The sequence below is a fragment of the Pseudomonas sp. LH21 genome (assembly GCF_036549575.1).
GTDB classification, from domain to species: Bacteria; Pseudomonadota; Gammaproteobacteria; order Pseudomonadales; family Pseudomonadaceae; genus Aquipseudomonas; species Aquipseudomonas peradeniyensis.
The window spans coordinates 1,834,209-1,850,703 of the sequence record NZ_CP144367.1 but is presented as its reverse complement, the minus strand read 5'-3'; the positions used below and the strand labels follow the sequence as shown (position 1 = coordinate 1,850,703).

Below are 16,495 nucleotides of genomic sequence, written 5' to 3'. Positions count from 1 at the left end.
ACACAGGGGAACGGATGGGCCGGGGAAGAAATTAGGCCTGTCGGACGGCCCGGGAAGGCCGGGCGCAGAGGGATGGAGTGAAGCAGTTCACAGCCTGGAGCTTAGAACCAAAATGGATCAAAACTCATTAACTTTCGTATTTGACAATCATTATCATTACGCATAGTTTGTCGCACGTCGTAGGAAGCCTCCCCCAGGGGTGCGCTCCCACTCCTCTTCGAGACAAGGTGATTTCCATGGCGGAACAACTATCCACAAGTAAGTGCGATTCACCATTACTCCAGGCATTCGTCGACAACCGCAGCATCCTGGTAAAGATCGCCGCGCGCATCACCGGTTGCCGCTCCCGCGCCGAGGATGTGGTGCAGGACGCCTTCTTCAGGCTCAGCGCCGCCCCGCAGATCACCTCTTCCTTCAAGGCCCAGCTCAGCTACCTGTTCCAGATCGTGCGCAACCTGGCCATCGATCACTACCGCAAGCAGGCCATGGAGCTGAAATACACCGGCAGCGAAGAGGAAGGGATGAATGTGGTCATCCAGAATGCCTCGCCCGAAGCCACCCACATCAATCTCGCCACCCTGGAACACATCGCCGACGCCCTCGACGAGCTGCCCAAGCGCACCCGCTACGCCTTCGAGATGTACCGCCTGCACGGCGTGCCGCAGAAGGACATCGCCAAGGAGCTGGGCGTATCGCCGACGCTGGTCAACTTCATGATCCGCGATGCGCTGATCCATTGCCGCAAGAGCAGCCGCCTGCGCTGAGCTGCTCTCCATTGATTCAGCTTGGCCCTGTGGGAGCGGGTTTACCCGCGAAGAATCCAACGCCGTGCCTGGCACCGGCTGCGCCGGTGTTCGCGGCTAAAGCCGCTCCCACAGTGGCACGCGTTTGCCTAGGGCACTGCAGAATCCTGCACGCTCATTACTGAATACGCAGCAACTTCGCCGAACTTTAGTCGTGCGGCGCTTCGACGGTGATCTTGTAGGGTTGGAAGATGCGCAGCAGCTCGCCATTCTCCCGCAACTGGCGCAACAGGCTGGCGAAAGCCTCGGGGCTGATGGCCGCACCCGGGCGCAGCAGCGCGTAGTGATGATAGACCTGGTCGACCCGTTGCGAGGCCAGCAACTGGCCGGCGCTGTCCGGGTTGCGCTGGAGGAAGTCGCTCAGGTACGAGCGGGTGACCAGGGCGATGTCGGCACGCCCACGCTCGACCATGTTCAAGTTGCTGTCGTGGGAATAAGTCAGCGTCGCACGGTAGCGCTTCTTCAACCAGGCCGGGTCCGAGTTGAAATCGGCAAAGGCGTAGTGATAGCCATTGAACAGCGCCAGGCGCTTGCCCTCGAGGTCGTCGAAGTAATGCTGGTCACGCCCGGCCTGCTGGCGACTGACGAAGATCTCGGCATCCTCCAGCCCCATGTCCACCGCCTTGTGCTCGATCTCCTGCCAGCCCCACTGCGGATTCTCGAAGATCGCCATGTCGGTGCGGCCCTGCTGGAAATCGCCGAAGCGCCGGGGAATCGAGGTGGGTACCAGGACGAAACGGTACAAGGACTGCGAGCGGTTCAGCGACTCCACCAGTTGCGGCAGCAGACCGGTATCGGCCCCCTGCTCCGGACGCACGGTGTAGGGTGGGAAATGCGCCGCTCCGATCTTCACTTCCCGCACCACCTCGGCCTGCGCCCCGGCACTCAGCAAAACCGTCGCGAGCAGCAACAGGGAGGACGACAGCTTGGCATTGGGCAGTGGAATCAAGTCGGGGCACTCATCACGGGTAAAGGCCTGAATGCACCTAAGCTAGGCGTTTTCCCGCACAGGCACAACCGCCGAATATGCCAAAGTGCCAGGGGATGTCGTGGGCCTCGAGTTTGGCTACGCTCTACTGGCCTGCGCACGCGCCGCGGCGAGCGCGCAGGCTTTTTTGCATTGATAGGGAGCCTGGCATGGGCCACTGGTTGGTGATCGACCTGGAAGCCACCACCGACGACGGCGGCTGGCCGGTCACGGAGATGGAAATCATTGAAATCGGCGCAAGCCTGGTCACCCGCGACGGGCGCGAGGTCGACCACTTCCAGCGCTTCGTGCGGCCTCGGCGGCGGCCGCAGCTGACCCCCTTCTGTCGCGAGCTGACCCACATCGGCCAGGCCGAGGTCGATGCCGCCGCGCCCTTCCCCGAGGTCTGGGCCGCGTTCGAACGCTGGCTGGGCCATCACCAGGCGCAGTTGCAGGCCTGGGTCAGCTGGGGCGACTACGACCGCAAGCAACTGCTGCAGGAGTGGCAGGCACATCATGTGCGTAGCCTGCTGGAGCAACTGCCGCACATCAACCTCAAGCAGCGCTTCGCCAAGGCCCGCCACCTGCAGCGCCCGGCGGGCCTGAACAGTGCCCTGCAACTGGCCGGCCTGCAGTTTACCGGGCAACAGCACCGGGCCCTGGAAGACGCCCGCAACACCGCGCGCCTGCTGCCCCTGAGCCTGCCGCCGGGCAGCACCTGAAACAGATGACGCAAGGGCGGGCCTTGGGCATACTGGCCAGCCCTTTTTTCAGTCCTTTTTCAGGAGTCGCCCGATGTTCAAGGTCAATGAATACTTCGATGGCACCGTCAAGTCGATCGCCTTCGAAGGCAAGGAAGGTCCGGCTACCGTGGGCGTGATGGCCCCGGGCGAATACGAGTTCGGCACCGCCAAGCGCGAGATCATGCACGTGGTCTCCGGCGCCCTGAGCGTCAAGCTGCCGGGCAGCGACAACTGGGAGAAGTTCGACGCCGGCAGCCAGTTCAACGTGCCGGCCGACAGCAAGTTCCAGCTGAAGGTCGCCGTGGATACCGCCTATCTGTGCGAGTATCGCGACTGAGCGCCGGCCTGCACCGGCCTCTTCGCGGGTAAACCCGCTCCCACAGGGTTCAAGGATTGCACCGTCCCTGTGGGAGCGGGTTTACCCGCGAAGAAACCTGCATCAATCTTTCAGGAAAGCCGCCACCCGCTCCGCCGCCGCCTGCATGTGCTGCTCATGACTGAACCCCGACGCCTTCAACGGCTTGAGGTCATGATCCGCCGCCACCAGCCAGCTCACCTCGATCGCCGGCGATAGCGCATACCCCGCCACCGCCTCACGATTGCCCAGGGCATCCCGCTCGCCCTGCACGATCAGCGTGCGCGTGCGCAGCCCGGCCAGGTGCTCCACCCGTGGCTTCTCAGGCTTGCCCACCGCATAGAACGGATACCCCAGGCACACCAGCGCATCGGCGCCCAGTTCGTCCGCCAGCAGGCTGGCCATGCGCCCGCCCATGGACTTGCCGCCAACGGCCAACCGACCTGCGACCAATGGTCGCAGCTGGTCGTATACAGTCCGCCAGCATTCGAGCAACACCTTCTGCGGATTGGGCGGCCGCTTGCCGCCGTTCAGGCGCCGCTCGGCCATGTACGGGAACTCGAAGCGCACCACCCCTACCCCTTGCCCCGCCAGCCTTTGCGCCATGTCCTCCATGAACCCGCTGTCCATTGGCGCACCGGCGCCATGGGCCAGGATCAGGCAGCTGGAAATGCCGCGATCCTCCGCCATTTTCGAAGGATCGCAGCGCAAGCCTGGGACATTTGCGATCTTCGCCCATTGATCCCCGTCAATACCGGCACTTTGCCCATTAATCATGCTTGCCTCGCTGTTTAGCCTGCCTATAACCGTGGATGGGAACCCATACATGAACACAACCAGCAGTACCGCCTACAACTATCAGGTGGTCCGCCAATTCGCCATCATGACGGTGGTGTGGGGCATCGTCGGGATGGGGCTCGGCGTCTTCATTGCCGCCCAGCTCGCCTGGCCCGCCTTCAACCTCGACCTGCCGTGGACCAGCTTCGGCCGCCTGCGACCCTTGCACACCAACGCGGTGATCTTCGCCTTCGGCGGCTGTGCCCTGTTCGCCACCTCCTATTATTCGGTGCAACGCACCTGCCAGACCACCCTGTTCGCGCCACGCCTGGCCGCGTTCACCTTCTGGGGCTGGCAACTGGTGATCCTGCTGGCGGCGATCAGCCTGCCGCTGGGCTACACCAGCACCAAGGAATACGCCGAACTGGAATGGCCGATCGACATCCTGATCACCATCGTCTGGGTGGCCTATGCCGTGGTGTTCTTCGGCACGCTGATGAAGCGCAATACCAAGCACATCTACGTGGGCAACTGGTTCTTCGGCGCCTTCATCCTCACCGTGGCGATCCTGCACATCGTCAACAACCTGGAAGTTCCGGTCAGCCTGACCAAGTCCTACTCGCTGTACGCCGGTGCGACCGATGCCATGGTGCAGTGGTGGTACGGCCACAACGCCGTGGGCTTCTTCCTCACCGCCGGCTTCCTGGGGATGATGTACTACTACGTGCCCAAGCAGGCCGAGCGCCCGGTGTATTCGTATCGCCTGTCGATCGTCCACTTCTGGGCCCTGATCACCCTGTACATCTGGGCCGGCCCGCACCACCTGCACTACACCGCGCTGCCGGACTGGGCGCAGTCGCTGGGCATGATCATGTCGCTGATCCTGCTGGCGCCAAGCTGGGGTGGCATGATCAACGGCATGATGACCCTCTCGGGCGCCTGGCATAAGCTGCGCAGCGACCCGATCCTGCGCTTCCTGGTCGTCTCCCTGGCGTTCTACGGCATGTCCACCTTCGAAGGCCCGATGATGGCCATCAAGACGGTCAACGCCCTGTCCCACTACACCGACTGGACCATCGGCCACGTCCACGCCGGCGCCCTCGGCTGGGTGGCGATGATCTCCATCGGCGCGCTGTACCACACCATCCCGAAAGTGTTCGGCAAGGAACGCATGTACAGCCTCGGGCTGATCAACGCGCACTTCTGGCTGGCCACCATCGGCACCGTGCTCTACATCGCCTCGATGTGGGTCAACGGCATCGCCCAGGGCCTGATGTGGCGCGCGGTCAACAGCGACGGCACGCTGACCTACTCGTTCGTCGAAACCCTGGTGGCCAGCCACCCAGGCTTCGTCGTGCGCTTCGTCGGCGGCGTGATCTTCCTCAGCGGCATGTTCCTGATGGCCTGGAACACCTGGCGCACCGTGCGCGCCCCGGCCGCCGAGCAAGCCACCGCCAACGCCCAGCTGGCTTGAGGAGTAGAGCCTGATGAACCATGAAGTCGTTGAGAAAAACATAGGCCTGATGGCCCTGCTGATGGTGTTCGCCGTCAGCATCGGCGGCCTGACCCAGATCGTCCCGCTGTTCTTCCAGGACGTCACCAACAAGCCGGTCGAGGGCATGAAGCCCTACACCGCCCTGCAGCTCGAAGGCCGCGACATCTACATCCGCGAAGGCTGCGTGGGCTGCCACTCGCAGATGGTCCGGCCGTTCCGTGCCGAGACCGAGCGCTACGGCCACTACTCGGTGGCCGGCGAGAGCGTGTGGGACCACCCGTTCCTGTGGGGTTCCAAGCGTACCGGTCCGGACCTGGCCCGGGTCGGCGGCCGCTACTCGGATGACTGGCACCGCGCGCACCTGTACAACCCGCGCAACGTGGTACCGGAATCGAAGATGCCGTCGTACCCATGGCTGGTGGCCGCGCAGGTCGACAACAGCCACACCGACGTCAAGATGCGCGTCCTGCGCGGCCTCGGCGTGCCGTACAGCGACGACGACATCGCCGGCGCCAAGGACGCGGTCAAGGGCAAGACCGAGATGGACGCGCTGGTCGCCTACCTGCAGGTGCTCGGCACCGCGATCAAGAACAAGAGGTGAGTGCGATGGACATCGACATCGGCATGATCCGTGGCCTGGGCACCCTGGTGGTGATGATCGCCTTCATCGGCCTCTCGCTCTGGGTGTTCAACCGTCGCCGCGACCGTGATTTCGCCGAAGCGCGCCTGCTGCCCTTCGTCGACGACCGCCTGCCCCCCGCCGGGCAGGAACCTGCTGCAATGAGGAGTACCCGGCAATGACCACCTTCTGGAGTACGTACATCAGCGTACTGACCCTCGGCAGCCTGATCGGCCTGACCTGGCTGCTGCTCGCCACCCGCAAGGGCCAGAGCAGCGACACCACCGACCAGACCATGGGCCACAGCTTCGATGGCATCGAGGAGTACGACAACCCGCTGCCGAAATGGTGGTTCTGGCTGTTCGTCGGCACCCTGGTGTTCTCGGTCGGCTACCTGATCCTCTACCCGGGCCTGGGCAACTGGAAAGGCATCCTGCCCGGCTACGAGAATGGCTGGACCCAGGTGGACGAGTGGCAGAAAGAGATGGACAAGGCCGACGCCAAGTTCGGCCCGATCTTCGCCAAGTATGCCGCCATGCCGGTGGAGGAAGTGGCCAAGGACCCGCAGGCACTGAAGATGGGCAGCCGGCTGTTCGCCTCCAACTGCTCGGTGTGCCACGGCTCCGACGCCAAGGGCTCCTACGGCTTCCCCAACCTGACCGACAGCGACTGGCGCTGGGGCGGCGAGCCGGAGACCATCAAGGCCTCGATCATGAACGGCCGCCACGGCATCATGCCGGGCTGGTCCACGGTGATCGGCGAGCAGGGCGTGGCCGATGTGGCCGCGTTCGTGCTGACCAATCTCGACGGTCGCACCCTGCCGGCTGATGCCAAGGCCGACCCGGCCAAGGGCAAGGAGCTGTTCGCCACCAACTGCGTGGCCTGCCACGGGCCCGAAGGCAAGGGCACCCCGGCCATGGGCGCGCCGAACCTGACCCATCCGCAGGCGTTCATCTACGGCTCGAGCTTCGCCCAGCTGCAGCAGACCATCCGTTATGGCCGTCAGGGCCAGATGCCGGCGCAGCACGACATCCAGGGCAACGACAAGGTCCACCTGCTGGCGGCCTATGTGTACAGCCTGTCGCAGGAGCAGGCCACTGAAACAGTGACTGCCAAGTAACACTCGTGGGAGCGGGCTTGCCCCGCGATGGCGCCAGACCTGACGACCTCATCGCCCGGGCCGACGCCATCGCGGGGCAAGCCCGCTCCCACGCTGTAAAAGCCTGCAACTCCGCTCCCTGCGCGAGAGTGCAGCCCCAAAGGGTTTGGTGATCTCCTACAGACCTCCCCCTCTCCCCTCCCGCCTTGCACCCCCTCCGAACACAACTAAGCTTGTTGCCACAGTGGCTCCGCTCGCAGCGACCGGAACAGACGTGGTGCACAGCCTGACATCACGCATCGACTCCACGCTCACGAGCCTGCGGCTTTGGGATGACGCCTTGCGTGCCCGTCCCCGTTTAAAAAGCTTGACCGAACGATCAGAAAAACATGGAAAACGGTACACATTACAAATATTTATTTGTGTACAATCATCCAGCCCAGAAGCCGCGGGACGGCGGTGAAAAGGGTCTGGACACGGGTCGGCGCAGGTTTCCTTGCGTTGCCATAACCCTGGTGGTTATCGATACTGGCGCCGATTTACCAACCAACAAGAACACCCAAACCGTGGAACCTTAGAATGAGCACTGCAATCAGTCCGACTGCTTATAACTATAAGGTCGTCCGCCAGTTCGCCATCATGACGGTGGTCTGGGGGATCCTTGGCATGGGGCTCGGCGTCTTCATCGCCTCGCAACTGGTATGGCCCCAGCTCAACCTGGACCTGCCATGGACGAGCTTCGGCCGCCTGCGCCCACTGCACACCAACCTGGTGATCTTCGCCTTCGGTGGCTGTGCCCTGTTCGGCACCAGCTACTACGTGGTGCAGCGCACCTGCCAGACCCGGCTGATCTCCGACAGCATGGCCGCCTTCACCTTCTGGGGTTGGCAGGCGGTGATCGTCGGCGCGCTGATCACCCTGCCGATGGGCTTCACCACCACCAAGGAGTACGCCGAGCTCGAGTGGCCGCTGGCGATCCTGCTGGCCATCGTCTGGGTCACCTATGCCCTGGTGTTCTTCGGCACCATCGTCAAGCGCAAGACCAAGCACATCTATGTCGGCAACTGGTTCTACGGCGCGTTCATCGTGGTCACCGCGATGCTGCACATCGTCAACCACATCTCCCTGCCGGTGAGCCTGTTCAAGTCCTACTCGGCCTACGCCGGCGCCACCGACGCGATGATCCAGTGGTGGTACGGGCACAACGCCGTGGGCTTCTTCCTCACCACCGGCTTCCTCGGGATGATGTACTACTTCGTGCCCAAGCAGGCCGAACGCCCGATCTACTCCTATCGCCTGTCGATCGTGCACTTCTGGGCGCTGATCACCTTGTACATCTGGGCAGGTCCCCACCACCTGCACTACACCGCGCTGCCGGACTGGGCGCAGTCGCTGGGCATGGTGATGTCGATCATCCTCCTGGCGCCGAGCTGGGGCGGCATGATCAACGGCATGATGACCCTCTCGGGCGCCTGGCATAAGCTGCGCACCGACCCGATCCTGCGCTTCCTGGTCGTCTCGCTGGCGTTCTACGGCATGTCCACCTTCGAAGGCCCGATGATGGCCATCAAGACGGTCAACTCGCTGTCGCACTACACCGACTGGACCATCGGCCACGTCCACGCCGGCGCCCTCGGCTGGGTGGCGATGATTTCGATCGGCGCGGTCTACCACATGATCCCGAAACTCTACGGCCGCGATCAGATGCACAGCGTCGGCCTGATCAACGCACACTTCTGGCTGGCCACCATCGGCACCGTGCTGTACATCGCCTCGATGTGGGTCAACGGCATCACCCAGGGCCTGATGTGGCGCGCCATCAACGACGACGGCACCCTCACCTACTCCTTCGTCGAAGCCCTGCAGGCCAGCCACCCGGGCTTCATCGTCCGCGCCCTGGGCGGTGCGTTCTTCGCCTCCGGCATGCTGCTGATGGCCTACAACGTGCTGCGTACCGTGCGCGCCGCCAACCCGGTTCAGGCTGAGGAAGCCGCCAAGATCGTCGTCGTGGGAGCCCACTGATGAAGCATGAAGCAGTCGAGAAGAACATTGGCCTGATGGCCTTCTTCATGGTCATCGCCGTCAGCGTCGGTGGCCTCACCCAGATCGTCCCGCTGTTCTTCCAGGACGTCACCAACAAGCCGGTCGAGGGCATGAAGCCGCGTACCGCGCTGGAGCTCGAAGGCCGCGACATCTACATCCGCGAAGGCTGCGTGGGCTGCCACTCGCAGATGATCCGGCCGTTCCGTGCCGAGACCGAGCGCTACGGCCACTACTCGGTGGCCGGCGAGAGCGTGTGGGACCACCCGTTCCTGTGGGGCTCCAAGCGTACCGGCCCGGACCTGGCCCGGGTCGGCGGCCGCTACTCGGACGACTGGCACCGCGCCCACCTGTACAACCCGCGCAACGTGGTGCCTGAGTCGAAGATGCCGTCCTACCCGTGGCTGGTCGAGCACAAGCTCGACGGCAAGGACACTGCCAAGAAGATGGAAGTGCTGCGCACCCTGGGCACCCCCTACACCGATGAAGACATCGCCGGCGCCGCCGACGCGGTCAAGGGCAAGACCGAGATGGACGCCCTGGTCGCGTACCTGCAAGGCCTTGGCACCCTCATCAAGAGCAAACGGTGACCGTGATGGATATCGGGATGATTCGCGGCCTGGGCACCGTCGTGGTGCTGGTGGCCTTCGTGGGCCTTGCGCTGTGGGTGTTCAGCCCACGGCGCAAGCGGGAATTCGACGAGGCAACGCAATTGCCGTTCGCGGACGACCCCGAAGCCACCCGTCACGTCGAGCAAGCACAAGCTTCTAGGAGCAAAAAACAATGACAACCTTCTGGAGTCTGTACGTCACCGTCCTGACCCTGGGCACCATCTTCGCCTTGACCTGGCTGCTGCTGTCGACCCGCAAGGGCCAGCGCGAGGAAATCACCGACGAAGTCGTCGGCCACGCCTTCGACGGCATCGAGGAGTACGACAACCCGCTGCCGAAATGGTGGTTCTGGCTGTTCATCGGCACCGTGGTCTTCGCCCTCGGCTACCTGGTGCTGTACCCGGGCCTGGGCAACTGGAAAGGCCTCCTGCCGGGCTATGCCTACGTCGACAACGACAAGAAGACCGAGTTTTCCAACGGCCAGGCCGGCTGGACCGGCGTGCACGAGTGGGAAAAGGAAATGGCCAAGGCCGACGCCCGTTTCGGGCCAATCTTCGCCAAGTTCGCCGCCATGCCGCTGGAGGATGTGGCCAAGGACCCGCAGGCTCTGAAGATGGGCGCGCGCCTGTTCGCCTCCAACTGCTCGGTGTGCCACGGCTCCGACGCCCGCGGCGCCTACGGCTTCCCCAACCTGACCGACAACGACTGGCGCTGGGGCGGTGAGCCGGAGACCATCAAGACCACCATCATGAATGGTCGCCACGGCGTGATGCCGGGCTGGGCCACTGTGATCGGCGAGCAGGGCGTGGCGGATGTGGCGGCCTTCGTGCTGACCAACCTGGACGGACGCAAGCTGCCCGAGGACGCCAAGGCCGACCCGGCCAAGGGCCAGCAGATCTTCGCCACCAACTGCGTGGCCTGCCACGGGCCTGAAGGCAAGGGCACCCCGGCCATGGGCGCGCCGAACCTGACCCACCCGCAGGCGTTCATCTACGGCTCGAGCTTCGCCCAGCTGCAGCAGACCATTCGCTATGGCCGCCAGGGGCAGATGCCGGCCCAGGCGCAAATGCAGGGCAACGACAAGGTGCACTTGCTGGCCGCTTATGTGTACAGCTTGTCGCATCAGGCGGAACCGGCCAAGACCGAGTAAGGCAGGCCTGGCCTCTTCGCGGGTAAACCCGCTCCCACAGGTACTTCACTGAACCTGTGGGAGCGGGTTTACCCGCGAAGAGGCCGGCACTGACAGCACAATTCCTGCAGGCCTCATGACCTGAATCAATTGACACCCGCCATAACACGATTCACACCACGAACCCAACGCGACTAAAGGTCGCAGCGCGCCCCGCACGCGCCAACTCAGGCGTATCATGGGCCGCAGAGCGCTAGCAGAACGCGCGAGACTGCGGCCGGCACGCACTGGCCGCGGCATTTCTCCACTGCCGTGGGACTTGATGATGAGCAAGCAAATTCCGGTACATGACGTCACCCCGCCTGCCAGCAAAGGGAAGGATTCCGTCGACCTCTACGCCTCGCGCGAAAAAATCTACACCCGCGCCTTCACCGGCATCTTCCGCAGGCTGCGGATGGTCGGTGGCGCGGTGTTGTTCCTGCTGTACTTCGGCACCGTCTGGCTGAACTGGGGCGGCCACCAGGCCGTCTGGTGGAACCTGCCCGAACGCAAGTTCTACATCTTTGGCGCCACCATCTGGCCCCAGGACTTCATCCTGCTCTCGGGCATCCTGATCGTCGCCGCCTTCGGCCTGTTCTTCATCACCGTCTACGCCGGCCGGGTCTGGTGCGGCTACACCTGCCCGCAAAGCGTGTGGACCTGGGTGTTCATGTGGTGCGAGAAAGTCACCGAAGGCGACCGCAACCAGCGCATGAAGCTGGACAAGGCGCCCATGAGCGCCAACAAGTTCCTGCGCAAGCTGGCCAAGCACAGCCTGTGGCTGCTGATCGGCTTCGTCACCGGCATGACCTTCGTCGGCTACTTCGCGCCGATCCGCGAACTGGCCATCGAGTTCTTTACCGGGCAGGCCGATGGCTGGGCCTACTTCTGGGTCGGCTTCTTCACCCTGGCCACCTACGGCAACGCCGGCTGGCTGCGCGAGCAGGTGTGCATCTACATGTGCCCGTACGCGCGCTTCCAGAGCGTGATGTTCGACAAAGACACCCTGATCGTCTCCTACGACCCACGCCGCGGCGAGACCCGCGGCCCGCGCAAGAAAGACATCGACTACAAGGCCAAGGGCCTGGGCGACTGCATCGACTGCACCATGTGCGTGCAGGTCTGCCCCACCGGCATCGACATCCGTGACGGCCTGCAGATCGAGTGTATCGGCTGCGCCGCCTGCATCGACGCCTGCGACAGCATCATGGACAAGATGAACTACCCCAAGGGCCTGATCAGCTACACCACCGAGCACAACCTGTCCGGGCAGAAGACCCACATGCTGCGCCCGCGTCTGATCGGCTACGCCCTGGTGCTGCTGGTGATGATTGGCGCCCTGATCACCGCCTTCGCCACCCGCTCACTGGTCGGCTTCGACGTGGCCAAGGACCGCGTGCTGTACCGCGAGAACGCACAGGGGCGGATCGAGAACGTCTACAGCCTGAAAGTGATGAACAAGGACCAGCGCGACCACGTCTACGTGCTCGACGCCGCCGGCCTGCCCGACCTCAAGCTCGAAGGCCAGCGCGAGATCCGCGTGGCCGCCGGCGACATCGTCAACCTGCCGGTGCAGTTGTCGGTCGCTCCCGAACAACTGCCCTCGACCACCAACGAAGTCACCTTCATCCTCAAGGACGCCGACGACAGCGCCAGCCAGGTTGAAGCCAAGAGCCGTTTCATCGGCCCACAGATCCGCTGAGAGAGAACACCAACAATGCCTGCAGCCACCGCCGCCAGCCCCTGGTACAAGCACCTCTGGCCCTGGATCATCATCGGCATCCTGGCCACCTCGGTGTGCCTGAGCCTGACCATGGTCAGCATTGCCGTGCGCAACCCGGACAACCTGGTCAACGACAACTACTACGAGGCCGGCAAGGGCATCAACCGCTCGCTGGACCGCGAGCTGCTGGCCCAGACCCTCAACCTCAAGGCCAGCGTGCACCTGGACGAGCTGACCGGCGAGGTGGAAGTGCGCCTGACCGGCAACAGCGACCCGCAGACGCTGGAACTGAACCTGATCTCGCCGACCCAGCCGGACAAGGACCGCAAGGTGCCGCTGACCCGTACCGAGCAAGGCCGCTATGTCGGCCAGCTCGACGACAAGGTCCAGGGGCGGCGCTTCGTCGAGTTGCTGGGCAGCCAGGATGAGCATGTGTGGCGGTTGTTCGAGGAGGAGAAGGTCGAGCATGGGCTGACCTTGCAGCTGGGGGACGAGGCGTTGCAAGGTGCCGAGCACCAGCAATGAACCGCGATACCGCTGGGGCTGCCCTGCAGCCCTTTCGCGGCACAAGGCCGCTCCTACAGGGGAACGCATGCTTCTGTAGGAGCGGCCTTGTGCCGCGAAAGGGCCGCAAGGCGGCCCCGGCAATCCCAAGCCAAAAGATAGACTCAAAATGACCCACCCCACCCCCTGCTACCACTGCGCCCTGCCCGTCCCCGCCGGCAGCCGCTTCACCGCCGTGGTCCTCGGCGCGCCGCGGCAATTCTGCTGCCCCGGCTGCCAGGCAGTGGCCGAGTCCATCGTCGCCGGTGGCCTGGAGCACTACTACCAGCACCGCAGCGACACCAGCGCCAACCCCGAGGCCCTGCCCCGCCAGCTCCAGGATGAACTGGCGCTGTACGACCGCAGCGACGTGCAACAGACGTTCGTGCGCCACGAAGGCGAACTGGCCTCGACCATCCTGATGGTCGAGGGCATCAGCTGCGCCGCCTGCGGCTGGCTGATCGAGAAGCACCTGCGCAACCTGCCCGGCGTCGACGACGCCCGCTTGAACCTGTCCAACCACCGCCTGCTGGTCAGTTGGGACGACCAGCAACTGCCACTGTCCAAACTGCTGGCCGAGCTGCGCCAGATCGGCTACGCCGCCCACCCCTACCAGCCCGACCAGGCTGCCGAACAGCTGGCCCGGGAAAACCGCAGCGCCCTGCGCCGCCTGGGCGTGGCCGGGCTGCTGTGGTTCCAGGCGATGATGGCGACCATGGCCACCTGGCCGGAATTCAACATCGACCTGTCGCCCGAGCTGCACACCATCCTGCGCTGGGTCGCGCTGTTCCTCACCACCCCCATCGTGTTCTACAGCTGCGCGCCGTTCTTCAAGGGCGCGGCCCGCGACCTGCGCACCCGCCACCTGACCATGGACGTCTCGGTGTCGCTGGCCATCGCCCTGGCCTACTGCGCCGGGATCTGGACCGCGATCACCGGCAGTGGCGAGCTGTACTTCGACACCGTCGGCATGTTCGCCCTGTTCCTGCTCACCGGCCGCTACCTCGAACGCCGCGCCCGCGAGCGCACCGCGGCGGCCACCGCGCAGCTGGTCAACCTGTTGCCGGCCTCGTGCCTGCGCCTGGACGCCAACGGCCAGGGCGAGCGCATCCTGCTTGGCGAACTGCAGTGCGGCGACCGGGTGCAGGTGCTGCCCGGTGCGGTGATCCCGGCCGACGGGCTGATCCTCGACGGCCGCTCCAGCGTCGACGAATCGCTGTTGACCGGCGAATACCTGCCCCTGGCGCGCCGCGTCGGCGACCGGGTGACCGGCGGCACCCTCAACGTCGAAAGCACCCTCACCGTCGAAGTCCAGGCCCTGGGCCAGGACTCGCGGCTGTCAGCCATCGTCCGCCTGCTGGAGCGCGCCCAGTCGGAAAAACCACGCCTGGCGGAAATCGCCGACCGCGCCTCGCAGTGGTTCCTGCTGTTTACCTTGGTGGCCGCCGCCGTGATCGGCGTGATCTGGTGGCAACTGGATGCGCCACGGGCGTTCTGGATCGTCCTGGCCATGCTGGTCGCCACCTGCCCCTGCGCCCTGTCACTGGCCACGCCGACCGCCCTCACCGCGGCCACCGGCAGCCTGCACAAGCTCGGCCTGCTGATCACCCGCGGCCATGTGTTGGAAGGGCTGAACCAGATCGACACGGTGATCTTCGACAAGACCGGCACCCTCACCGAGGGCCGCCTGGCCTTGCGCAGCGTGCGCCCGATGGGTCGGCTGGACGGCGACCAATGCCTGGCGCTGGCCGCCGCCCTGGAAAACCGCTCCGAGCATCCCATCGCCCGCGCTTTCGGCCGCGCCGCCCAGGCCGCCGAAAGCGTCAGCAGCATGCCGGGGCTGGGCCTGGAAGGCGAGTTGGCCGGCCAACGCCTGCGTATCGGTCAGGCCGCCTTCGTCTGCGCCCTCAGCGGCGCCGAAGTGCCCGGCGTGCCGGAGCCACGCGGACAATGGCTGCTGCTGGGCGACCGCCAAGGCCCGCTGGCCTGGTTCGGGCTGGACGACCGCCTGCGCGACGACGCCCAGGACCTGGTGACCGCCTGCAAGGCCCGGGGCTGGCAAACGCTGCTGCTGTCCGGCGACAGCTCGCCGATGGTCGCCGAAGTGGCCGCGCAACTGGGCATCGACCAGGCCGTCGGCGGCCTGCGCCCGGACGACAAGCTCGCCCGCCTCAAGACCCTGCAAGGCCAGGGCCGCAAGGTGCTGATGATCGGCGACGGCGTCAACGACGTGCCGGTGCTGGCCGCCGCCGACATCAGCATCGCCATGGGCAGCGCCACCGACCTTGCCAAGACCAGCGCCGACGCGGTGCTGCTTTCCAATCGCCTGCAAGCGCTGGTGCAGGCCTTCGACCTCGCCCGCCGAACCCGCCGCAACATTGTCGAGAACCTGCTCTGGGCGACGCTGTACAATGGCCTCATGCTGCCGTTCGCCGCGCTCGGCTGGATCACCCCGGTGTGGGCGGCGATCGGCATGTCGGTCAGTTCGCTGATCGTGGTGCTCAACGCCCTGCGCCTGACCCGGCTGCCCGCCGATGCGGCGCCGGCCGGGCGCGAGCCGGCGTCGCTCGAAAGGAAACCGCTATGCCCGCCCTCTACGTGATGATCCCCGCCGCCCTGCTGCTGGTCGGCGTCGCCGTTTACATCTTCTTCTGGGCGGTGGACAGCGGCCAGTACGACGACCTCGAAGGCCCGGCCCACAGCATCCTGTTCGATGACCAGGACCCGCGCCACCAGGCCGCCGTGAAGCCCGGGGACGAACAGCCCGACGACAAGGACCCCGCGCCACGTGCCTGAACTGATTCCGCTCCTGGGCTCGGCGCTGGTCCTGGGCCTGCTCGGTGGCGGCCACTGCCTGGGCATGTGCGGCGGCCTGATGGGCGCCCTGACCCTGGCCATCCCACCCGAGCAGCGCGGTCGACGCCTGCGCCTGCTGCTGGCCTACAACCTCGGGCGCATCCTCAGCTATGCCGCCGCCGGCCTGCTGCTGGGTCTTGCCGGCGTGGCGCTGGCCAGCAGCCCACTGGCCATCGGCCTGCGCGTCATCGCGGCGCTGCTGCTGATCGCCATGGGCCTGTACCTGGCCGGCTGGTGGAGCGGCCTGACCCGTATCGAAGCGCTCGGCCGCGGCCTGTGGCGCCATGTACAACCCGTTGCCACCCGCCTGTTGCCGGTGTCCAGCCTGCCTCGCGCCCTGCTGCTGGGCGCCCTGTGGGGCTGGCTGCCGTGCGGGCTGGTGTATAGCACACTGCTGTGGGCGGCGAGCCAGGGCGATGCGCTGCACAGCGCGGCACTGATGCTGGCGTTCGGCGTCGGCACCTGGCCGGTGCTGCTGGCCACGGGGCTTGCCGCCGAGCGCGTGGGTCGCCTGCTGCGCAAACGCGGGGTGCGCATGGCCGGCGGTGTACTGGTGATCCTCTTTGGTCTCTGGACATTGCCTGGGCCGCACCAGCACTGGTTGATGGGACACTGATCGCGGGGCAAGCCGCTCCCACGCCTGCTAGGGGCGCGCCAACGGGTGGGAGCTGGCTTGCCCCGCGACGGTCGCCAACT

Annotated in this window: 18 protein-coding genes; 16 read left to right on the top strand and 2 right to left on the bottom strand. The window is 65.2% G+C overall.

Annotated features, from left to right (window positions below; genetic code table 11):
- Positions 1-236: 236 nt before the first annotated feature.
- A complete protein-coding gene (locus VUG52_RS08640; protein WP_050706565.1) occupies positions 237-764 on the top strand; it encodes an RNA polymerase factor sigma-70 in 528 nt (175 codons plus the stop codon).
- Between the two features lie 187 nt (positions 765-951).
- Here VUG52_RS08640 and VUG52_RS08635 read toward each other — a convergent pair whose 3' ends face one another.
- Positions 952-1,752, bottom strand: coding sequence for a substrate-binding periplasmic protein (locus VUG52_RS08635; protein ID WP_050706566.1), 801 nt, complete (start codon positions 1,750-1,752; stop codon positions 952-954).
- A gap of 188 nt (positions 1,753-1,940) precedes the next feature.
- On the opposite strand from VUG52_RS08635, the gene VUG52_RS08630 reads away from it, so the two are divergent.
- Both VUG52_RS08630 and ppnP read left to right on the top strand, forming a co-directional pair.
- Positions 1,941-2,492, top strand: a complete 552-nt coding sequence (locus tag VUG52_RS08630) for an exonuclease domain-containing protein (RefSeq protein WP_050706567.1) — start codon at positions 1,941-1,943, stop codon at positions 2,490-2,492.
- 73 nt (positions 2,493-2,565) lie between these two features.
- Positions 2,566-2,850 carry a pyrimidine/purine nucleoside phosphorylase gene (gene ppnP / locus VUG52_RS08625; RefSeq protein WP_050706568.1) on the top strand — a complete coding sequence of 95 codons (285 nt, stop codon included), beginning with the start codon at positions 2,566-2,568 and terminating at the stop codon, positions 2,848-2,850.
- A gap of 102 nt (positions 2,851-2,952) precedes the next feature.
- Here ppnP and VUG52_RS08620 read toward each other — a convergent pair whose 3' ends face one another.
- A complete protein-coding gene (locus VUG52_RS08620; RefSeq protein ID WP_331832701.1) occupies positions 2,953-3,645 on the bottom strand; it encodes an alpha/beta family hydrolase in 693 nt (230 codons plus the stop codon).
- A gap of 49 nt (positions 3,646-3,694) precedes the next feature.
- Between VUG52_RS08620 and ccoN (VUG52_RS08615) the strand changes: the two genes are divergently transcribed.
- The 13 genes from ccoN (VUG52_RS08615) to VUG52_RS08555 all read left to right on the top strand — a co-directional run bounded on the left by ccoN (VUG52_RS08615) (position 3,695) and on the right by VUG52_RS08555 (position 16,415).
- Complete coding sequence (gene ccoN, locus VUG52_RS08615) at positions 3,695-5,119, top strand: cytochrome-c oxidase, cbb3-type subunit I (RefSeq protein WP_050706570.1); 1,425 nt, start codon at positions 3,695-3,697, stop codon at positions 5,117-5,119.
- 13 nt (positions 5,120-5,132) lie between these two features.
- A complete protein-coding gene (gene ccoO / locus VUG52_RS08610; protein WP_028692880.1) occupies positions 5,133-5,741 on the top strand; it encodes a cytochrome-c oxidase, cbb3-type subunit II in 609 nt (202 codons plus the stop codon).
- A gap of 5 nt (positions 5,742-5,746) precedes the next feature.
- Positions 5,747-5,941: a cbb3-type cytochrome oxidase subunit 3 gene (locus VUG52_RS08605; RefSeq protein WP_011533056.1), complete on the top strand. Its 195-nt coding sequence runs from the start codon at positions 5,747-5,749 to the stop codon at positions 5,939-5,941.
- On the top strand, positions 5,938-6,879 hold the full coding sequence (gene ccoP, locus VUG52_RS08600) for a cytochrome-c oxidase, cbb3-type subunit III (RefSeq protein WP_050706571.1): 942 nt from the start codon (positions 5,938-5,940) through the stop codon (positions 6,877-6,879). Before VUG52_RS08605 ends, ccoP (VUG52_RS08600) begins: the two co-directional genes overlap by 4 nt.
- 558 nt (positions 6,880-7,437) lie before the next feature.
- Positions 7,438-8,880: a cytochrome-c oxidase, cbb3-type subunit I gene (gene ccoN / locus VUG52_RS08595; protein ID WP_050706572.1), complete on the top strand. Its 1,443-nt coding sequence runs from the start codon at positions 7,438-7,440 to the stop codon at positions 8,878-8,880.
- On the top strand, positions 8,880-9,488 hold the full coding sequence (gene ccoO, locus VUG52_RS08590) for a cytochrome-c oxidase, cbb3-type subunit II (protein WP_023631369.1): 609 nt from the start codon (positions 8,880-8,882) through the stop codon (positions 9,486-9,488). Before ccoN (VUG52_RS08595) ends, ccoO (VUG52_RS08590) begins: the two co-directional genes overlap by 1 nt.
- Before the next feature lie 5 nt (positions 9,489-9,493).
- Positions 9,494-9,685: a CcoQ/FixQ family Cbb3-type cytochrome c oxidase assembly chaperone gene (locus VUG52_RS08585; RefSeq protein WP_031315534.1), complete on the top strand. Its 192-nt coding sequence runs from the start codon at positions 9,494-9,496 to the stop codon at positions 9,683-9,685.
- Entirely contained in the window at positions 9,682-10,659 is a 978-nt protein-coding gene (gene ccoP, locus VUG52_RS08580) for a cytochrome-c oxidase, cbb3-type subunit III (RefSeq protein ID WP_050706573.1), read from the top strand. Before VUG52_RS08585 ends, ccoP (VUG52_RS08580) begins: the two co-directional genes overlap by 4 nt.
- 304 nt (positions 10,660-10,963) lie before the next feature.
- Positions 10,964-12,379 carry a cytochrome c oxidase accessory protein CcoG gene (gene ccoG / locus VUG52_RS08575; protein ID WP_050706574.1) on the top strand — a complete coding sequence of 472 codons (1,416 nt, stop codon included), beginning with the start codon at positions 10,964-10,966 and terminating at the stop codon, positions 12,377-12,379.
- A 15-nt stretch (positions 12,380-12,394) separates the two neighbouring features.
- A complete protein-coding gene (locus VUG52_RS08570) occupies positions 12,395-12,925 on the top strand; it encodes a FixH family protein (RefSeq protein WP_050706575.1) in 531 nt (176 codons plus the stop codon).
- 148 nt (positions 12,926-13,073) lie between these two features.
- Positions 13,074-15,545 (top strand): heavy metal translocating P-type ATPase, encoded by a 2,472-nt coding sequence (locus VUG52_RS08565; RefSeq protein WP_220689987.1) that lies wholly within the window; start codon positions 13,074-13,076, stop codon positions 15,543-15,545.
- A complete protein-coding gene (gene ccoS / locus VUG52_RS08560) occupies positions 15,527-15,739 on the top strand; it encodes a cbb3-type cytochrome oxidase assembly protein CcoS (protein ID WP_050706577.1) in 213 nt (70 codons plus the stop codon). The genes VUG52_RS08565 and ccoS overlap by 19 nt, the downstream gene beginning before the upstream one ends.
- The gene (locus VUG52_RS08555) at positions 15,732-16,415 is read left to right on the top strand and encodes a sulfite exporter TauE/SafE family protein (RefSeq protein WP_050706578.1); all 684 of its coding nucleotides are present in this window, start codon (positions 15,732-15,734) and stop codon (positions 16,413-16,415) included. The genes ccoS and VUG52_RS08555 overlap by 8 nt, the downstream gene beginning before the upstream one ends.
- Positions 16,416-16,495 lie beyond the last annotated feature (80 nt).